At 73.0% G+C, this 15,998-nt stretch carries 13 protein-coding genes; 7 read left to right on the forward strand and 6 right to left on the reverse strand.

The genetic code is table 11. From position 1 onward, the window contains the following. The first annotated feature begins 23 nt into the window (after positions 1 to 23). Together OG295_RS03795 and OG295_RS03800 are read left to right on the forward strand one after the other, a co-directional pair. Entirely contained in the window at positions 24 to 902 is an 879-nt protein-coding gene (locus tag OG295_RS03795; RefSeq protein ID WP_356215205.1) for a LysR family transcriptional regulator, read from the forward strand. A 235-nt stretch (positions 903 to 1,137) separates the two neighbouring features. Next, positions 1,138 to 1,878, forward strand: a complete 741-nt coding sequence (locus tag OG295_RS03800; RefSeq protein WP_371675537.1) for a class I SAM-dependent methyltransferase — start codon at positions 1,138 to 1,140, stop codon at positions 1,876 to 1,878. 141 nt (positions 1,879 to 2,019) lie between these two features. Here OG295_RS03800 and OG295_RS03805 read toward each other — a convergent pair whose 3' ends face one another. After that, a complete protein-coding gene (locus OG295_RS03805; protein ID WP_371675538.1) occupies positions 2,020 to 2,670 on the reverse strand; it encodes a TetR/AcrR family transcriptional regulator in 651 nt (216 codons plus the stop codon). 105 nt (positions 2,671 to 2,775) lie between these two features. Here OG295_RS03805 and OG295_RS03810 point away from each other — a divergent pair, with 105 nt between their 5' ends. Then, positions 2,776 to 3,846: an FAD-dependent monooxygenase gene (locus OG295_RS03810; protein ID WP_371675539.1), complete on the forward strand. Its 1,071-nt coding sequence runs from the start codon at positions 2,776 to 2,778 to the stop codon at positions 3,844 to 3,846. A 152-nt stretch (positions 3,847 to 3,998) separates the two neighbouring features. On the opposite strand, the gene OG295_RS03815 is transcribed toward OG295_RS03810, so the two are convergent. After that, complete coding sequence (locus tag OG295_RS03815) at positions 3,999 to 6,158, reverse strand: putative bifunctional diguanylate cyclase/phosphodiesterase (protein WP_371681097.1); 2,160 nt, start codon at positions 6,156 to 6,158, stop codon at positions 3,999 to 4,001. Positions 6,159 to 6,298: 140 nt separating this feature from the next. Further along, a complete protein-coding gene (locus OG295_RS03820) occupies positions 6,299 to 7,129 on the reverse strand; it encodes an SAM-dependent methyltransferase (protein WP_371675540.1) in 831 nt (276 codons plus the stop codon). Positions 7,130 to 7,974: 845 nt separating this feature from the next. Between OG295_RS03820 and OG295_RS03825 the strand changes: the two genes are divergently transcribed. From OG295_RS03825 to OG295_RS03835, 3 genes are all read left to right on the forward strand, one after another. Next, a complete protein-coding gene (locus tag OG295_RS03825; protein WP_371675541.1) occupies positions 7,975 to 8,100 on the forward strand; it encodes a hypothetical protein in 126 nt (41 codons plus the stop codon). A 72-nt stretch (positions 8,101 to 8,172) separates the two neighbouring features. Next, positions 8,173 to 8,943: a hypothetical protein gene (locus tag OG295_RS03830; RefSeq protein WP_371675542.1), complete on the forward strand. Its 771-nt coding sequence runs from the start codon at positions 8,173 to 8,175 to the stop codon at positions 8,941 to 8,943. Between the two features lie 224 nt (positions 8,944 to 9,167). Then, complete coding sequence (locus OG295_RS03835) at positions 9,168 to 9,860, forward strand: hypothetical protein (protein WP_371675543.1); 693 nt, start codon at positions 9,168 to 9,170, stop codon at positions 9,858 to 9,860. A 193-nt stretch (positions 9,861 to 10,053) separates the two neighbouring features. Here OG295_RS03835 and OG295_RS03840 read toward each other — a convergent pair whose 3' ends face one another. Continuing rightward, complete coding sequence (locus OG295_RS03840; protein ID WP_371675544.1) at positions 10,054 to 10,554, reverse strand: hypothetical protein; 501 nt, start codon at positions 10,552 to 10,554, stop codon at positions 10,054 to 10,056. A 353-nt stretch (positions 10,555 to 10,907) separates the two neighbouring features. Between OG295_RS03840 and OG295_RS03845 the strand changes: the two genes are divergently transcribed. Continuing rightward, on the forward strand, positions 10,908 to 11,573 hold the full coding sequence (locus OG295_RS03845) for a class F sortase (RefSeq protein ID WP_285529027.1): 666 nt from the start codon (positions 10,908 to 10,910) through the stop codon (positions 11,571 to 11,573). Between the two features lie 102 nt (positions 11,574 to 11,675). Here OG295_RS03845 and OG295_RS03850 read toward each other — a convergent pair whose 3' ends face one another. Both OG295_RS03850 and lysX read right to left on the reverse strand, forming a co-directional pair. Continuing rightward, positions 11,676 to 12,551 (reverse strand): polysaccharide deacetylase family protein, encoded by an 876-nt coding sequence (locus tag OG295_RS03850; protein ID WP_371675545.1) that lies wholly within the window; start codon positions 12,549 to 12,551, stop codon positions 11,676 to 11,678. Between the two features lie 91 nt (positions 12,552 to 12,642). Further along, positions 12,643 to 15,945, reverse strand: coding sequence for a bifunctional lysylphosphatidylglycerol synthetase/lysine--tRNA ligase LysX (lysX, locus tag OG295_RS03855; protein ID WP_371675546.1), 3,303 nt, complete (start codon positions 15,943 to 15,945; stop codon positions 12,643 to 12,645). Positions 15,946 to 15,998: the final 53 nt, after the last annotated feature.

Below are 15,998 nucleotides of genomic sequence, written 5' to 3' on the forward strand. Positions count from 1 at the left end.
ATCGTAGGCGCTAGCCTGGCGGTATGCAGTTCCAGCAGCTCGTCTATTTCGTGGCCGTCGCCGAGACCCGGCACTTCACCCGCGCCGCCGAGCGTGAGCACGTGGCGCAGCCGTCGCTGTCGCAGCAGATCAAGGCGCTCGAACGGGAGCTGGGCGCCGAACTGTTCAGCCGCGCCCGGGGGAACATCACGCTCACCGACGCGGGCGAGGCGCTGCTGCCGCTGGCGCGGCGGATCCTGGCCGACGCCGACACGGCGCGGCTGGAGGTGCAGGAGCTGGCGCAGCTCCGGCGCGGCCGGGTGCGGCTGGGCGCGACGCCGAGCGTGTGCACGGGCCTGCTGCCGGCGGTGCTGCGGGCCTTCCACACGGCGCACCCGGGGATCGAGCTGCTGATCGAGGAGAGCGGTTCGCTGGACCTCGTGCGGGAACTGGCGCGGGGGGTGCTGGACCTGGCCCTGATCGCGCTGCCGCTGCCGCCCTCGGCGCCCGCGCTGACGACGGTGGAGCTGCTGACGGAGGACCTGGTGGTGGTCTCGTCGGCCGACCTCCCGCCGCCGGCGGGCGGGCGGGAACCGGCCATCGCGGACCTGCGCGACGAGCCGATGGTGATGTTCCGCCACGGCTACGACCTGCGGGACCTGACGGTGGCGGCCTGCCGGGCGGCGGGCTTCGAGCCGGTGTTCACGGTGGAGGGCGGCGAGATGGACGCGGTACTGGGCTTCGTGCGGGCGGGTCTGGGCATCGCGGTGGTTCCGGCCATGGTCGTCGACACCGCCGGCCCGGGCCTGCGCGCCACCCGGCTCGCCGGCTCGCCGCTGCGCCGCACGATCGCGCTGGCCCACCGTACCGACGTGGCACCCCCGCGCGCGGCGCGCGAACTGAAGCGCATGCTCGTCGGCTGAGCGGCCCGCGCCGGGCGCGTCCCGCACCTTCCCCGGCCCCAGACCTTCCGCGCGGCGGCGCCGTCACCACGCCGGTGCGTCGCCCCCCTCGCGCCGTGAGCGGCACGATCCCCCCGGGGGACCCCGAGGGCTCGTCCGGCGGATCACGGGCCGAGCCAGGGCCGGACCGGGGCGACGGCCGGCCGGTGCCCTCATCGTGTTGACCGCCCCCGGCAGGCAGTGCTGGAGTCGACGCGTGGACAGCATCCCCGCCAACCGGCGGCTCTGGAACCGGATCAGCAGCTCCTACCAGCACAGGCACGACCCGCGAATCGGCGCCACACCCCGGCTGTGGGGCATGTACTCCATCCCCGACGCGCACCTGCGCGCCCTGGGCGACGTCACCGGCAAGCGCGTCCTCGAACTCGGCTGCGGCGCCGGCCAGTGGTCCAGGGCGCTCGCCGCCGAGGGCGCCACCGTGGTCGGGCTCGACCTGTCCGAAGCCCAACTCGCGGCAGCGGCCGACGCGATGGGAGCGGCCCCCTACCCGCTGGTGCAAGGTGCCGCCGAACAACTCCCCTTCGCCGCCGACAGCTTCGACCTGGTGTTCTGCGACTTCGGTGGGCTCAGCTGGGCGCCCCCGCACCTGGCCGTCCCGCAGGCCGCACGCGTCTTGCGCCGAGGCGGGCGCCTGGTGTTCAACGTCGCCAGCCCATGGTTCGAAGCCTGCTACGACGAGGCCGCCGGCCGCGTGACCACGACGCTGCAGCAGGACTACTTCGGGCTGAACACCATCGCCGAAGGCGACGGCGCGACCAGCTATCAGCTCACCTACGGCGGCTGGGTCAAGGTCCTGCGCGGCGCGGGTCTCATCATCGACGACCTCATCGAGCCGCGGCCCGAACCCGGAACACGCAACGGCTACAACGAAACCGACCCCCCGGAGTGGGCACACCGCTGGCCGGCGGAACTGCTCTGGGTAACCCGCAAACCGTAAGTCCCGCCGCGCCGAGACGTGGAGGCCTCCCCCCGCCGGGCAGGCCTGGTGCCGTGTTCCTTCAAGGCAGTAGGTGAGGCACCCCTCTCCTGCCGGCCGCCGGCCGTCCTGTCCCCGCGCTCCATGGGCCGCCGCACAGCGTCAGTTCGGACGTCTGGGCGGGAGCAGCGCCCGGTCGAAGCCGTCGGCCAGCATGCCGAAGGCTTGGTTCGCCTCGGCCACGGCCGCCGGTTGGATCGCGTCGACGGTGGCGCCCGCCGCGAGGCGGCGCCAGTTCTCCCGGCCCAGCTCGTGGCGGACCGCCACCAGGTGCGTGGCGGCGAGCCGGGCGGCGAGCGGCGGCACCGACTCCGCCTCCAGGGCGGCGGCGAGCAGCTCCACCTCGCGGGCCGTGTAATGGGCGATCCGGGCCTCAAGGCTCGTGGTGGAGTAGAGCAGCCCCTGGAAGGCGAGCACGTCCGGGTGGTCGCAGAGTCCGGTGATCGGGTCGCGCCCGGCGAGGGCCGCCAGGAAGTGCGCGTGCACCGCCCCGACCGGAGTGAGGCCCGCGTCCCGGTCGCGCACGATGCGGGCCACCTCGTCCTGATGGTCGGCGAAGCGGTCGAGCACCAGGTCCTCCTTGCTCGGGAAGTACCGGAACAGGGTGGGTTTGGACACCTCGGCCGCGGCGGCGACATCGGCCACGGACACGGCGTCGAAGCCCCGCTCCAGGAAGAGTTCCAGCGCCGTGGCCGCCAGCAGGCGACGCGTACGCAGCTTTTTGCTCTCGCGCAAACCCGTCGTGTTGTCCATGCGTCCACCGTACCACAGAATCGTGACCGAGTTAATTTCGTGACCGGGTTGCATTTTCTTCCCCGAGGCGCTTCCCTTGTGTCATCGACGACGGAAGGACATCCGATGACAGACGTACTGGTCGTGGGCTCCGGCCCTACGGGACTGACCCTGGCCTGTGAACTCGCCCTGAGTGGAGCCGCCGTCCGCGTCATCGAGGGACGCGGCGCAGCGCACCGCGAGTCCCGCGGCAAGGGGCTCTGGCCGAGCAGCATGGACGTCCTCCGAGGGCTGGGCGCCGCCGAGCCCTTGACGGCCATCGGAAACAGCGAGGTGGTCCTGCGCAAATACTTCGACGGAGCACATGTCAACGACACCCCCATGCCCGGCAGCGGCCTGCTGATAGGGCAGTGGCAGATCGAAGAGGCACTGCGCGACCGCCTCGCCGACCTGGGCGTGCGGGTCGAGTACGGGGCCCGGCTCGCCGGGATCACCCAGGACGCGGCGGGGGTCCGCGCGGAGCTGGAGGACGGCGCCACGATCGGAGCCGGCTATCTCGCCGGGTGCGACGGCGGGCGCAGCACCACGCGCAAACTCCTCGGCATCCCCTTCGAAGGCAGCGGGGAGGAGGAGCCCGCGATGGTCATCGGGGACGTCCGTGCCCCCGGGCTCAGCCGGGACTTCTGGCACCAGTGGTTCACCTCGGAAGGCGGCGGGATCCTGCTCTGCCCGATGCCGGGGACGGATACCTTCCAGTTGCAGGCCGCGCCCGAGCAGGACGGGCGGGGCGGACTGCTGCCGGCGTCGCTGGAGAGCTTCCAGCGGCTCTTCGACCGGCATGCCCGGATGCCGGGGATCCGGCTCGCGGATGCCACGTGGCTCTCCTCCTGGCGGGTCAACGTCCGCATGGCCACCCGGATGCGGGAGGGCCGGGCCTTCCTCGCCGGGGACGCCGCGCACGTCCACTCCATAGCCGGCGGGCTGGGCATGAACACCGGCATCCAGGACGCGGCCGCCCTGGGCCGGACGCTGGCCGCAGCCCTCGCCGGGCAGGCCGGTGAGGAGGTGCTCGACGCGTACGGGGCGGAGCGGTTGCCGGTGGCCGCCGAGGTCCTGGCCGACACCTCGCGGCGGTACGAGCGGGTCTTGGCTGCCGTCCGGACGCCCGGCCGGGGCACGGAGGCCAGCCTGGACTGACCGGCCCGGACCGACCGGCCCGGACTTACGGGACCGGCCGCCACGGCGACGCCGGGCTCCGGGGGCTGGCTCCCGGGGCTCGGCTCCCCGAGGGCCGGCTCCGAGGTCCGGCTCCCCGAGGGCCGGCTCTCCCGCCGTGGGCCCTGTGGGCGTCAGGAGGGTGTGGGCACGGCGTCCGAGAGGGAGAGGGCGTGGATGCGGTCCGGGGCTCCGGGGCGGGCGTAGTACCAGCCCTGGGCGGTGTCGCAGCCGAGGGCGCGGAGCTGGGCCGCCTGGGCACCGGTCTCCACTCCCTCGACCGTCACAGCGAGTTCGAGGCTGTGGGCCAGGGCTACGATGCCCTCCACGATCTTGACGTCGACGGGGTTGGCCGGCTGCTGCTGCATCCCCTGGGTGAAGGATCGGTCCAGCTTCAGGACGCTGACCGGGAGGCGGCGCAGGTTGGCCAGGTTCGAGTAGCCGGTGCCGAAATCGTCGAGGGCGATGTCCACGCCGAGGGCGGCGAGTCGGCGCAGCGGCTCCAGGAGTTCGTCATCGGCTCCGATCAGCGCCGATTCGGTGACCTCCAGGCACAGGGAGCCCGGGGCCAGGCCGGAGCTCTCCAGCACGCGCACGGTGTCGGCGACCAGGCCCGGGTGGTGGAGCTGGGTCGGCGAGAGGTTGACGTTGACGCGCAGGGTCGCCCCGCCGTGCTGGCGCTGCCAGTTGCGGGCCTGGCGGACCGATTCCTCCAGGACCCAGCGGCCGAGCGGCACGATCAGTCCGGTCCGCTCCGCGAGCGGGATGAAGCGGTCCGGGCCGAGGACCCCGTACTGCGGGTGCGACCAGCGCACCAGCGCTTCGGCGCCGTGCACGCTGCCGTCGTGCATGTGCACCAGCGGCTGGTACTCGATGAAGAACTCGCCGCGTTCCAGCGCGGCCGGCAGGGCGTTGGTCAGTCCGTGCCGGGTGATGGCGCGGGCGTCGGCCTCCGCGTCGGCGAACTCGAAGCGGTTGCCCCCGGCCGCCTTGGCCCGGTACATGGTGATGTCGGCGCTGCGCAGCACTTCCGCCGCGGTGCGTTCGCCCGCCCGGCCCTCCACGATGCCGATGCTGCCGCGCACCGTGAGCTCCCGGCCCTCCAGCCGGATGGGGGTGGACAGTGCGGAGAGGATCCGGACCGCCAGGTCCGTCACCTTCTCCTCGCTGTCGGCGGCGGGCCCGGTGGTCAGGGCGACGAACTCGTCGCCGCCCAGGCGCGCGACCACCTCGCCCGGTCCGGTCGCGCAGCTCTGGAGCCGGTCGGCCACCTCCACCAGCAGCCGGTCGCCCGCGGAGTGGCCGAGGCTGTCGTTGACCGCCTTGAACCCGTCGAGATCGAGGTAGCACAGGCCGAAGCGGGTGGTGGGCGCTCCGCCGAGGGCCTTCTCCAGCCGCTCGAAGAACAGCGTGCGGTTGGGCAGCCCGGTGAGCGCGTCGTGGGTGGCCTCGTAGCGCAGGCGCAGGTTGAGCAGGCGGCGTTCGGTGGTGTCCTCCATCAGGGCCAGCTGGTACTGGGGGACGCCGTCGGCGTCGCGCAGCAGCGACACCGTCAGGTTGGTCCACAGGACGGTCCCGTCGTGCCGGTAGTAGGGCTTCTCCACCCGGTAGTGCTCGCGCTCCCCGCGCACCAGTTCCCCGTACATCCGCCAGACGTGCGGGGTGTCGTCGGGGTGCCCCCATTCACTGACGTTGCGGCCCCGGACGTGGCCTTCGAGGCCGCCGAACATCTGGAGCAGGGTGTCGTTGACCTCCAGCACGTTGCCCTGCAGGTCGGCGATGCCGATCCCGACGGCCGCGCCCTCGAAGACCGCCCGGAAGCGTTCCTCGCTCGCGTGCAGGGCCTGCTGTGCGTCGATGCGGGCCGTCAGGGCGGAGCGGGCGATGGCCTCCTGCTCCCGCAGCGTCCGTTCGCGCAGGGCCCGGGCGAAACCGGCAGCGATGCCGTGCTGGAGCCGCGCGCAGCGGGAACGGTACTCCTCGGTCCCCTCGGTCCCGGAACCGTCCGGCCCGCAGTAGAGGACCAGGTAGGACTCGACCACGCCCAGGGTGCCGGCGAGCGCCTCGGGGTCGGTGCAGTGCACGGCGACCAGTTCGGCGCCGACGCGCTGGGCGACACCGGCGTCGAAGGGCCGGGCGTGGAGGGCCTCGGTGAGGGTCCGGGTCAGGGGTACGAGGTGCCGTTCGAACTCGGGCCGGGTCAGCGAGGTGGCCGTGACGGGGAAGATGGCCCGTCCCCAGATCGTCGCGAAACGCCCGATCCGGTCCTCAAGGCCGCTGCGCAGCTCGCGCAGCGGCGCCCGGCCCGAGTGCGGGCCGGGCGTTTCGAGGGGTGCCTGCGGGTCCTGCGGGTCCTGCGGGGACGTCGCCCGGCCGATGTCCGCCGCGCGGGACGGACTCGGGGTGGCGGGTGGCGGGGTCGGAGCGGGGAATCTCACGCCTTGCGTCCCACGCCGCCGTAGCCCGAGAAGGCGTACGGGTCCTCCGGAGCCTCGCCCTCCGCGAGCGGACCGGTGCGGTCCGGACGCCAGTCGGGCATCGACACCAGGCCCGGCTCCAGCAGTTCGAAGCCGTCGAAGAAGCCGCTGATGGCGTCGTGGTTCCGCATGACCAGCGGGTTGCGGATGTCGCGGTAGACGCCGACCGTGCCGGACGCGACCTCCTCGGCGAGCGGAATGCCCTCGTAGGAGGCGTGGGTGAGGATCAGCAGGCTGCCGGGGGCCAGCGCTTCGCGCAGCTGCGCGACGGCGGCGTAGGGCTCGTCGGTGTCCTCCAGGAAGTGCAGGACGGCGACCAGCAGCAGCGCGACGGGCCGGTCGAGGTCCAGCAGCCGTTCGGTTTCGGGGGCGGACAGGATGTCCTGCGGCTTGCGCAGGTCGGCGGCGACGACGCCGGAGCGCTCGTCACCGGCCAGGACGGCCTGGCTGTGCGCCACGGCCACCGGGTCGTGGTCGACGTAGACCACGTGGGCCTCGGGGCTCGCGGCGTGGGCGACCTCGTGGACGTTGCCGAAGGTCGGGATGCCGGAGCCGATGTCGAGGAACTGCGTGATGCCCTCGGCGACCGCGTGGCGGACGGCGCGGCGCATGAATGCCCGGTTGGCCTGCATGATCTTGGGGAGCCCCGGCATGAATTCCATGGCCCGGCGGGCCGCCTGGCGGTCGACCTCGAAATTGTGGGAGCCGCCCAGGTAGTAATCGTAGATGCGGGACACGCTCGGCACCGATATGTCGATGCCTGGCGGGGCCCAGGCGGGGCGTTCCATCGGGGTCTCCAAGCCGTCGTCGTGCCGGTCCGTCCGGGGGGTGGGACGGGGGTCGGACTCCTGTCCGAGCCGAATGTACTGATCATTTGCCAACGGAGCGAGTGAAAGCGGAAATTGGCGGTCCGTTCTTGGTCACACACCAAAGGCACGTGCAGGTCCGGACAGCCGTGGCGAAGAAACCGACAAATACCTTTTGAGATTTGACCGGAGGGCGATCCGAGGCGCTCCGGAGCTGGCTCAAACCTCTACGGTGCCAACTCCGCCCGTTCAGGCGAACCGGTTCCGTGCCCCGCGCGCGCGGGCGCGCGCGGCCGCATGCTCCCCGGGTGAACAGAGCCTGTGCCAGGCGCTTGCTGGCGGTTCCGGTCCTGCTGTGGGCGGCGCTGTCCGCCTCACCGGCCGTGGCCGATAGCTGTGCTTACGCGACGATCGACGCCGGGGACGGCCGGACCGTCCTGGAGGCGTTCGCTGCCGCCGGCGGCGGCGCGGACGGCGCCGGCCGGGGTGGCGGACATCACCACGGCGGAGGGCACGGCGGCGGCCACCACTGCCCGCCGCCGCCTCCCCCGCCCTGCCCGCCGAAGCCGACCCCCACCCCGACGCCCACGCCGACGCCGCCACCGCCGAAGCCGACCCCGACGCCCACCCCGACGCCGCCTCCCCCGCCACCACCGAAGCCGAAGCCCGCCCCGCCACCGCCCGCGCCGCCCCGGCCGGCCCCCGTACCCGTTCCCGCACCGCCCCCGCCGCCGCCCCGGGTGTACCGGGCTCCCGCACCGGCCCCGCCGGCCCCCCGGCCGACGCCCACCCCCACCGCGACGCCGTCGCCCGCGCCGAAGAAGCACGTGGCCCGCCCCGCGTACCGGTCCACCGTCCGCAAGCCGGCCGAGCACCACATCTCGCCGGTGACCTTCACCCTCATGACCGCGGCCCCCGCCGTGCTCGCGATCGTCGCGCTGCGCCCGCGCTAGGCCGTCCCCCTCCGGACCGCGCACGAACCGACCGCACAGCGCGATCCGCCGATTCACCGAACGGGAGTCATCTTGTCGGAATGGCTCGTCCTGTCCCTCGCGATGGCAGCGGCATGCGCCGTGGTCCTGGCCATCGTCTTCTTCCAGCACCGCAGGATCGGCGAGGACGACGATCCCAACGAGACCCCGGACGTCATCGAGTACATGACGATGATGATCGGAGTGATCTACGCGATCGTGCTGGGCCTGGCGATCGCGGGCGTCTGGGAGGGCCGCGGGGCCGCCCAGGAGTACGTGCGCCAGGAGGCCCAGGCCCTGCACGAGATCAGCGTCCGCGCCCAGGTCTACCCGGAGCCGGTGCGCAAGAAGATCCGCGCCGACGTCGACGCGTACGTGACGTACGTGGTCGACACCGAATGGCAGCGGATGGCCGACCACGGCACCCTCACCGACCGGAGCGGCGAACTGCTCGAACGCGTGCGCCGGGACGTGACGGACTACGAACCGCAGACCGACCACGAGGGACAGGCGTACCAGCCCCTGGTGGACCAGGTGGGGGCGGTCGACGACGCCCGCAACGCACGCGGCCAGAGTGCCGGGGCCACCATGCCGGGAGTGGTCTGGTTCGGACTGATCGCCGGGGCCCTGGTGACGGTCGGACTGATCTTCACCCTCCAGATCCGCCGTTCCTTCCGCGAGTTGCTGCTGGCGGGCCTGTTCAGCGCGCTGATCGCCTTCCTGCTCTTCCTGATCTGGGACTTCGACGCCCCCTTCGGCCGGGGGATCGCCGCCACCGCCGAACCCTTCTTCGCACAGTTCCCGCACCTGGGGCTGAAGAACTAGGCGCACCCGCCGGGCCGGCCCGGCGCGGGCCCACCGCGGCCACCCGCCGGGCCGAACCGGGGGCGGCACTCCCGTCCCCGGTTCGGCCTACGGCCGTGCCCCATTCGCCCGTTCCTGATCGCGGGTCACCGGGCCCGCACCTAGCGTGGCGGACATCGAGGTGCACGACCCCCCACGTGCGGAAACGCTGCGCGACTGCTCCTCGGGGAATCCGGAGGACCGCCATGGGCGCGATACGCAGCTCCGCCATCGCCCTGCTGAGCGCCGGCGCCACAGGGGCCGTACTCGCGCTCTGCGCATCCGGCGCGCCCGCCGCCCTCGCGGCCGAGGCGGCGCCCGTCACCTCCTTCGGCTTCGCCATCACCCCGTCGACGGTCGCGCCCGGCGGGCAGGCGGTGCTCTCCGTCAGCGGCTGCGGTGCCGCGTACGCCACCGCCTCCTCCGGGGTCTTCGACACCGTGAGCATCGCGCGGGGGCAGACCGCCCGGATCACGGTGGACCGTGACGCCAGGCGCGGAGCCCTGTACTCCGTCTCCTTCACCTGCAACGGGGAGACCGGCTCCGCGGACCTCGTCATCGCCGGGGGCACGTCGAAGCCCACCACCAGCTCCACCAGCGGCCCGCGGCCCAGCCCGAGTACGCGCACCACCACCGCCCCGGCGCCCACGCCCTCGCGCCCCGCGGCCGCCGTCGCCCCGCGCGTCACCGTCGTTCCCCCGGCCCCTCGCACCACGAAGGCCACCGCCCCGCGCGGTGTCACCACCACCGCCGCCTCGCTCGGAGTGCGCGGCGGGCTCGGCGGCAGCGTGGCCGGCTCGGATCCCCTGGAACTCGGCGCGGGAGCCGTGCTGTTCCTCGCCGCTGCGGGCGGGGTGGCGTACGCCCTGCGCCGACGCGGCACCGCGCGCCACCACTGACCCTCCCGAAGGGCCCGGCAGCCCCGGCGACCGCCGGCCGCCTCGGGTCCTGAGCGGGACCCGGGGCGACCGGCGGTCGACCGGCCAGGCGCACGTACCGGCCAGGCGCACGTACCGGTCCGGCGGACGTCAGGGCCGGCGGACGTCAGGGCCGGCGGACGTCAGGGCCGGCGGACGTCAGGGCCGGCGGACGTCAGGCCCGCGAGCCGACCGGCTGGCGGCGCCGGATCACGTGCACGCCCGCGCCGAGCGCCGCGACCCCGACGAGACCCGCGCCGATGGCCGTCTCGGCGGTGGACGGGCCGAAGGAGCCGCCGATGCCGCCCTGCGCTCCGTTGCCCTCAAGGATCGTGAAGCGGTGCGTGGCGACCAGGCTGTTGTCGTGGCACTTGACCGAGAGGGTGTGGTGTCCGGGCGAGGCGTGGTTGAAGATCCGGACGGTGGCGAAGCCGATGGAGCCGGCCGACAGGTTGGTCTGCGGAAAGTTGCCGTGCGACCAGACCGTACCGCCGTGGCCACAGCCGGCCGCGCTGACCTGCATCGAGGCGCCCTGGTGTACGGAGTACGGGTTGACCGTCACGTTGCTGGGCCCGTTCCCGCTACCCTGCGGGGAGTTCGCGCTGGCGAACGTGGCACTGAGCCCGATCGCGGCACAGGCGGCCGCGGTCACGGTGAGAGCGCGGAAAGCACGCATGGTGGAACCTCCAACGGGAAGCGCCCCGGGAGCGGTGGCCCGGGCAGATCGACGAGAACGCCTCCCATCACGAACCCTCGGGGCGGCACGCAACCAGCGCATTTCCGCCTTTGGGCCGCCCGGTTGAGCGACACGCCGAAGCGCGGTCCGATCATCTGACGGATCCGCAGGTCACGAGCCGTCAGGCATTTATGTGACGATTACCTGGATGGGCGCACCCCTTACGGCCGCACCACCCGTTCGCCCCTCCCCGATCGCCGTCTCGCCGACGTGGCCTTAGCGTGCGGGAAGAAGGGCGTACCGGGGAGGGACTGGAACGCGGGTCGGGACCCCCGCGTCGGGAAGGGAGAGCCATGACCGAGGACGAGAGCGAGCAGAGACCGAGAAGGCGCTCCCCCTGGGGCGTACTCGCGCTGGTCATGCTCAGCGGCCTCGCCATGATGCGGAACGGCGCGAACGTCGAGGACGGACCGCCGCAGCCGACGGCGGCGGCGGCCGTCGCCGTGCACGCCGACCAGCTGCCGGCGCGTCCGCCGGCACCGCCGTCGGACATGGAGGTGCTGGAGCACTCGTCGGTGCAGCGCATCCGGATTCCGACGATCAACGTGGACGCGCCGGTGATGACGGTCGGCCTGGACGCGCAGGGCTGGATCGACGCTCCGCCGCCGCAGGACCGCAACCTGGCGGGCTGGTACCTCAACGGCATCTCGCCGGGCCAGCAGGGCTCCGCCGTGATCGTGGGCCACGTGGACAACGCGCAGGGCCCGGCGGTCTTCTACGGCCTGGGCTCGCTCAAGCCGGGCCACCGCATCGAGGTGGAGCGCTACGACGGCCGCACGGCCGTGTTCGAGGTGTACGGGGTCGAGGTGTTCGCCAAGGACGCCTTCCCCGGAGCCCGCGTGTACGGGGACACCGGGCACCCGGAGCTCCGGGTGATCACCTGTGGTGGCGGCTACTCGAAGGCCAAGGGCTACGACGGCAACGTGGTCGTCTTCGCCCGCATGGTCGAGGCCCGCTGAGGAATCGTTCCTCCGCCCCCTCCGCCCCCTCCCCCGGTCCGCCGCCCGGTGGACCGGGGCGGCGGACCGGGGCGGCGGGGGACGCCGCGCCGACGCGGCCGTTCAGCGGGGCGGCAACGTCGGCAGCGTCATGCGGTAGCCCCGGGCGAGGAGTTGGGGCAGGTACGTCGCGACGGCCTGGACGCTCTGCGAGCGATTGCCGCCGGCGTCGTGGTTGAGCACGATCGCCCCGGGCGCGGCTCCGTCCAGCGCGCGGGAGACGATGGCACCGGTACCGGGTTCCTTCCAGTCGAGGGTGTCCACGGTCCAGGCCATGGGCTCCATCCCCAGGTCGGCACCGATCTCGAAGGCGGCCCGGTTCCAGGCCCCGTACGGCGCCCGGAACCATACCGGAGCCTCCCCCACGCAGCTCTGGACCACCTCGCTCGTGCGCCCGATCTCCGACTCCAGGGCGCCGCGGCCCAGCGAGGGGATCAGCGGGTGCGTCCAGGTGTGGTTGCCGATGACGTGCCCCTCGGAGGCCATCCGGCGCAGCAGGTCGCGGTTGTCGGTGGCCATCTCCCCGCACACGAAGAACATCGCGCGGACCCCGTGGCGGGAGAGGGTGTCGAGGATGGCCGGGGTGTAGCGGGGGTCCGGGCCGTCGTCGAAGGTGAGCACCATCGCCCTGCCGGACCGCTCCTCCACGGGCAGTTCCAGGATGGGCCGGGTCCGGACGGCCGGCTTCGCCGCCGGCGGCCGGACGGGGGATTCGGCGGTCATCGGCCGCAGGCGGTAGGACTTCTCGGGGAGGCCCGCGCCCAGTCCGCGCGGGCCGGCCGCGCCCGGTCCGGCGGCCGGGGCGGGACCGGCGGGTGACCGCGGCGCCGGGGTGTCGGTCTCGCCGCCGGTGAGCATCGCCGAGGCGGCGGCGACTCCGAGGAAGACGGCGGTACGCAGGAGCACGCGTCGCCCTACTGTCGGCTCGTCATTTTTCATTATTACTACGTATCAACGACATCGCCGAAGAAGTCGAGAGGCGCGGACGCGCCCCGCCCCCCTCACCCGCCCGGACCAGCCACCCCGCCGGTCAGCTCCGGCGCACCAGGGGGAACGGCAGCGTCTCCCGGATCGTCAGGCCCGTGAGGAACATGACCAGCCGGTCGACGCCGATGCCCAGGCCGCCGGTCGGCGGCATCGCGTACTCCAGTGCGTCGAGGAAGTCGTTGTCGAGTTCCATCGCCTCCGGGTCGCCCCCCGCCGCGAGCAGGGACTGGGCGGTCAGGCGGCGGCGCTGCTCGACGGGGTCGGTCAGTTCCGAGTAGGCGGTGCCCAGTTCGGTGCCGAAGGCCACCAGGTCCCAGCGTTCCGCCAGCCGCGGGTCCTTGCGGTGGTGGCGGGTGAGGGGGGAGACGTCGGTCGGGAAGTCCTTGTAGAACGTGGGGAGTTTCGTGCGTTCCTCCACGAGCCGCTCGTACATCTCCAGGACCACGTCGCCCCGGGTGTCCTCCGGTCCGTGCGGGACGCCGGCGCGGTCGCACAGCCTGCGCAGGACCGGCTCCCCGGTGTCGGCGTCGACCTCTTCTCCGAGGGCTTCGCTGATCGCCCCGTACATCGTCTTGACCGGCCAGGTGCCGGAGATGTCGTGGACGACGAGCTTGCCGTCCGCGTCGGCCTTGTGGGCGACGGGCGAGCCGAAGGCGGCCGTGGCGGCGCCCTGGATGAGCTCGCGGGTGAGGTCGAGCATCACGTCGTAGTCGGCGAAGGCCTGGTAGGCCTCCAGCATCGTGAACTCGGGGTTGTGCTTGTAGGAGACCCCTTCGTTTCGGAAGGTGCGACCCATTTCGAAGACCTTCTCCATGCCGCCGACGCACAGCCGCTTGAGGTACAGCTCGGGCGCGATGCGCAGGTACAGGTCCAGGTCGTAGGCGTTGATGTGGGTGCGGAAGGGCCGGGCGTTGGCCCCGCCGTGAATCTGCTGGAGCATCGGGGTCTCGACCTCCAGGTAGCCCCGGTCGAGCAGCCCCTGGCGCAGGGCCTGCACGGCGCTGGAGCGGGCTCGCACCACGTCCCGCGCGCCGGGGCTGGCCACCAGGTCGAGGTAGCGCCGACGGACCCGGGCCTCCGGGTCCGCCAGGCCCTTGCGCTTGTCGGGGAGCGGGCGCAGGCACTTGCCGGTGAGCTGCCAGGAGCCGACCACCACGGACAGTTCGCCGCCGCGGCTGGATCCGACCTCACCGCTCGCGACCACGTGGTCGCCGAAGTCGGCCTGGGAGGTGAAGGACTCCAGGACGTCGGGCCCGCTCTCGTCCCGGGTGAACATCAGCTGGGTGTCGCCGGTCCAGTCGCGCAGTACGGCGAAGACCACCCCGCCGAGGTCGCGCACCACCATCACCCGTCCGGCCAGGGTCACCTGTTCGCCGGTGCGGCTGCCGGGCGGGTAGCCGGGGTGGGCGGACTTGAGCGCGGCGACGGTGTGCGTCCGCTGGCGGATGCCGACCGGGTACGGGTCGGTGCCCGCGGCCCGGATCCGTTCGAGCTTGGCGTGCCGGACGCGCACCTGGTCGGGCAGCCGGTCCTCGCGCGCCCCTTCCCCCTCCTCCCCCACGACGTCCAGGCCCAGGGAGTCGATGGAGGGCAGCCCGGCGGTGTTGGCAGGAGCGGTGAGGCCCCTGGGGTGGCCGTTGCCCCACAGGGTGCGCAGGCTCGGTACGGAGACGAAGCCCTCGGCGATGCCGGAGGCGAGGCTGACCCGGGCGAGCGAGCCGGCATCCTGGTAGCAGAGGAAGCGGGGGAACCACTCGGGCCCGTACTTCACGTTGGAGCGGTACAGGGCCTCCAGCTGCCACCAGCGGGAGAAGAAGAGCAGCAGCTTGCGCCACATCTTCAGGACGGGGCCGGCGCCGATCCGGCCGCCCTCCTCGAAGGCGGAGCGGAAGACGGCGAAGTTGAGCGAGATCCGGCGCACGCCCAGGCCCGGGGCGGCGGCGCACAGCTCGGCGACCATGAACTCCATGACCCCGTTGGGGGCGGCGCGGTCGCGGCGCATCAGGTCGAGGGAGATGCCGTCCTTGCCCCAGGGGACGAAGGACAGCAGGGCGATCAGCTCCCCCTCTGAGTCGAAGGCCTCCACGAGCAGGCAGTCGCCGTCGGCACGGTCGCCGAGCCGGTCCAGGGCCATGGAGAAGCCGCGTTCGGTCTCGGTGTCGCGCCAGGTGTCGGCCCGGTCGACGATGATCTGCATCTCGTCCTCGGAGAGGGCCGAGTGGCGGCGGATGAGGGTGGTGGCGCCGGTGCGCCGGACCCGGTTGACGGCCTGCCGGGTGACCCGCATGTCCCGGCCGTCGAGGTCGAAGTGGGCGACGTGCAGGATCGCCTCGTCACCGAGCTGGAGGGCGCTGAGCCCGGAGCGGGCGTACGCGGTCGCGCCGTCCTCGGAGGCGCCCATGACGGCGGGCTGCCAGCCGTAGCGGCGGGCCACGGCCAGCCAGGCGTCGATGGCGGGGGTCCAGGCGGCGGGATCGCCGACCGGGTCGCCGCTGGCGAGGCAGACACCGGCCTCGACGCGGTAGGTGACGGCGGCCTTCCCGTTCGGGGCGAAGACGACGGCCTTGTCGCGCCGGGTGGCGAAGTAGCCGAGGGAGTCGGCCCGCCCGTACGCGCCGAGCAGGGCGCGGATGCGCGGCTCCTCGTCCCCGTGCAGGGCCGCCGTCAGCCGCTGGGAGCGGAAGAGGGTGGCGGCGGCGTTCAGCAGGGCGAGGGCGCCGAAGAGGCCGAGCAGGAAGTACAGCGGGCGGGGCGGGTGCCCGTCGAACTGCCGGGCGGAGAAGAGGCCGCCGAAGACCTGCTTGGCGGCCCAGTCCAGCCACTGCCCCTTGGGCAGGGTGCCGGGGAAGAGGGCGACCAGGCCCCAGCCGAGGAGCACGGCGGCGAGCATCCCGAGGCCCAGCACCAGCATGGCCCGCCAGACGGCGCCGGGGCGGGAGGCGGCGTAGAACTCCTTGCGGGAGGCGATCAGGATCACGAAGGCCGCGACCGCGAGGGCCATCGAGGGGCCGCCGACCCACAGGTCCCCGTCCGCGATGATCAGTACGTCGACGAGGACCAGCAGGGCCAGATAGGTGACGACGATCCACCAGGCGATCTTCTTGCGCATGCCGAGGGCTGCGGCCAGGAGGAAGAGGAAGACGGCGTACGCGAGGTTCGCGCTGACCGGCACCACGAAGTCGTCGAGGAAGTCGACCACGGCCCGTAGCAGCCTGCGCAGGGTCGGGGAGAGCGCCAGCAGCGCGCAGAGCAGCCCGAGCGTTCCGAAGAACGCCCCGAAGGCGTCCGGGACCCGGTTCAGGAAGCGGTTGCGGGTCCCCCGCGTCTCCTCCAGCGTGGCACTCATGCTTGGCACTGTAGGGAGGGGCGCGCCGGTCCGCGCGCCGAACCCCATAGTCT

This window comes from Streptomyces sp. NBC_01276 (assembly GCF_041435355.1).
GTDB lineage: Bacteria > Actinomycetota > Actinomycetes > Streptomycetales > Streptomycetaceae > Streptomyces.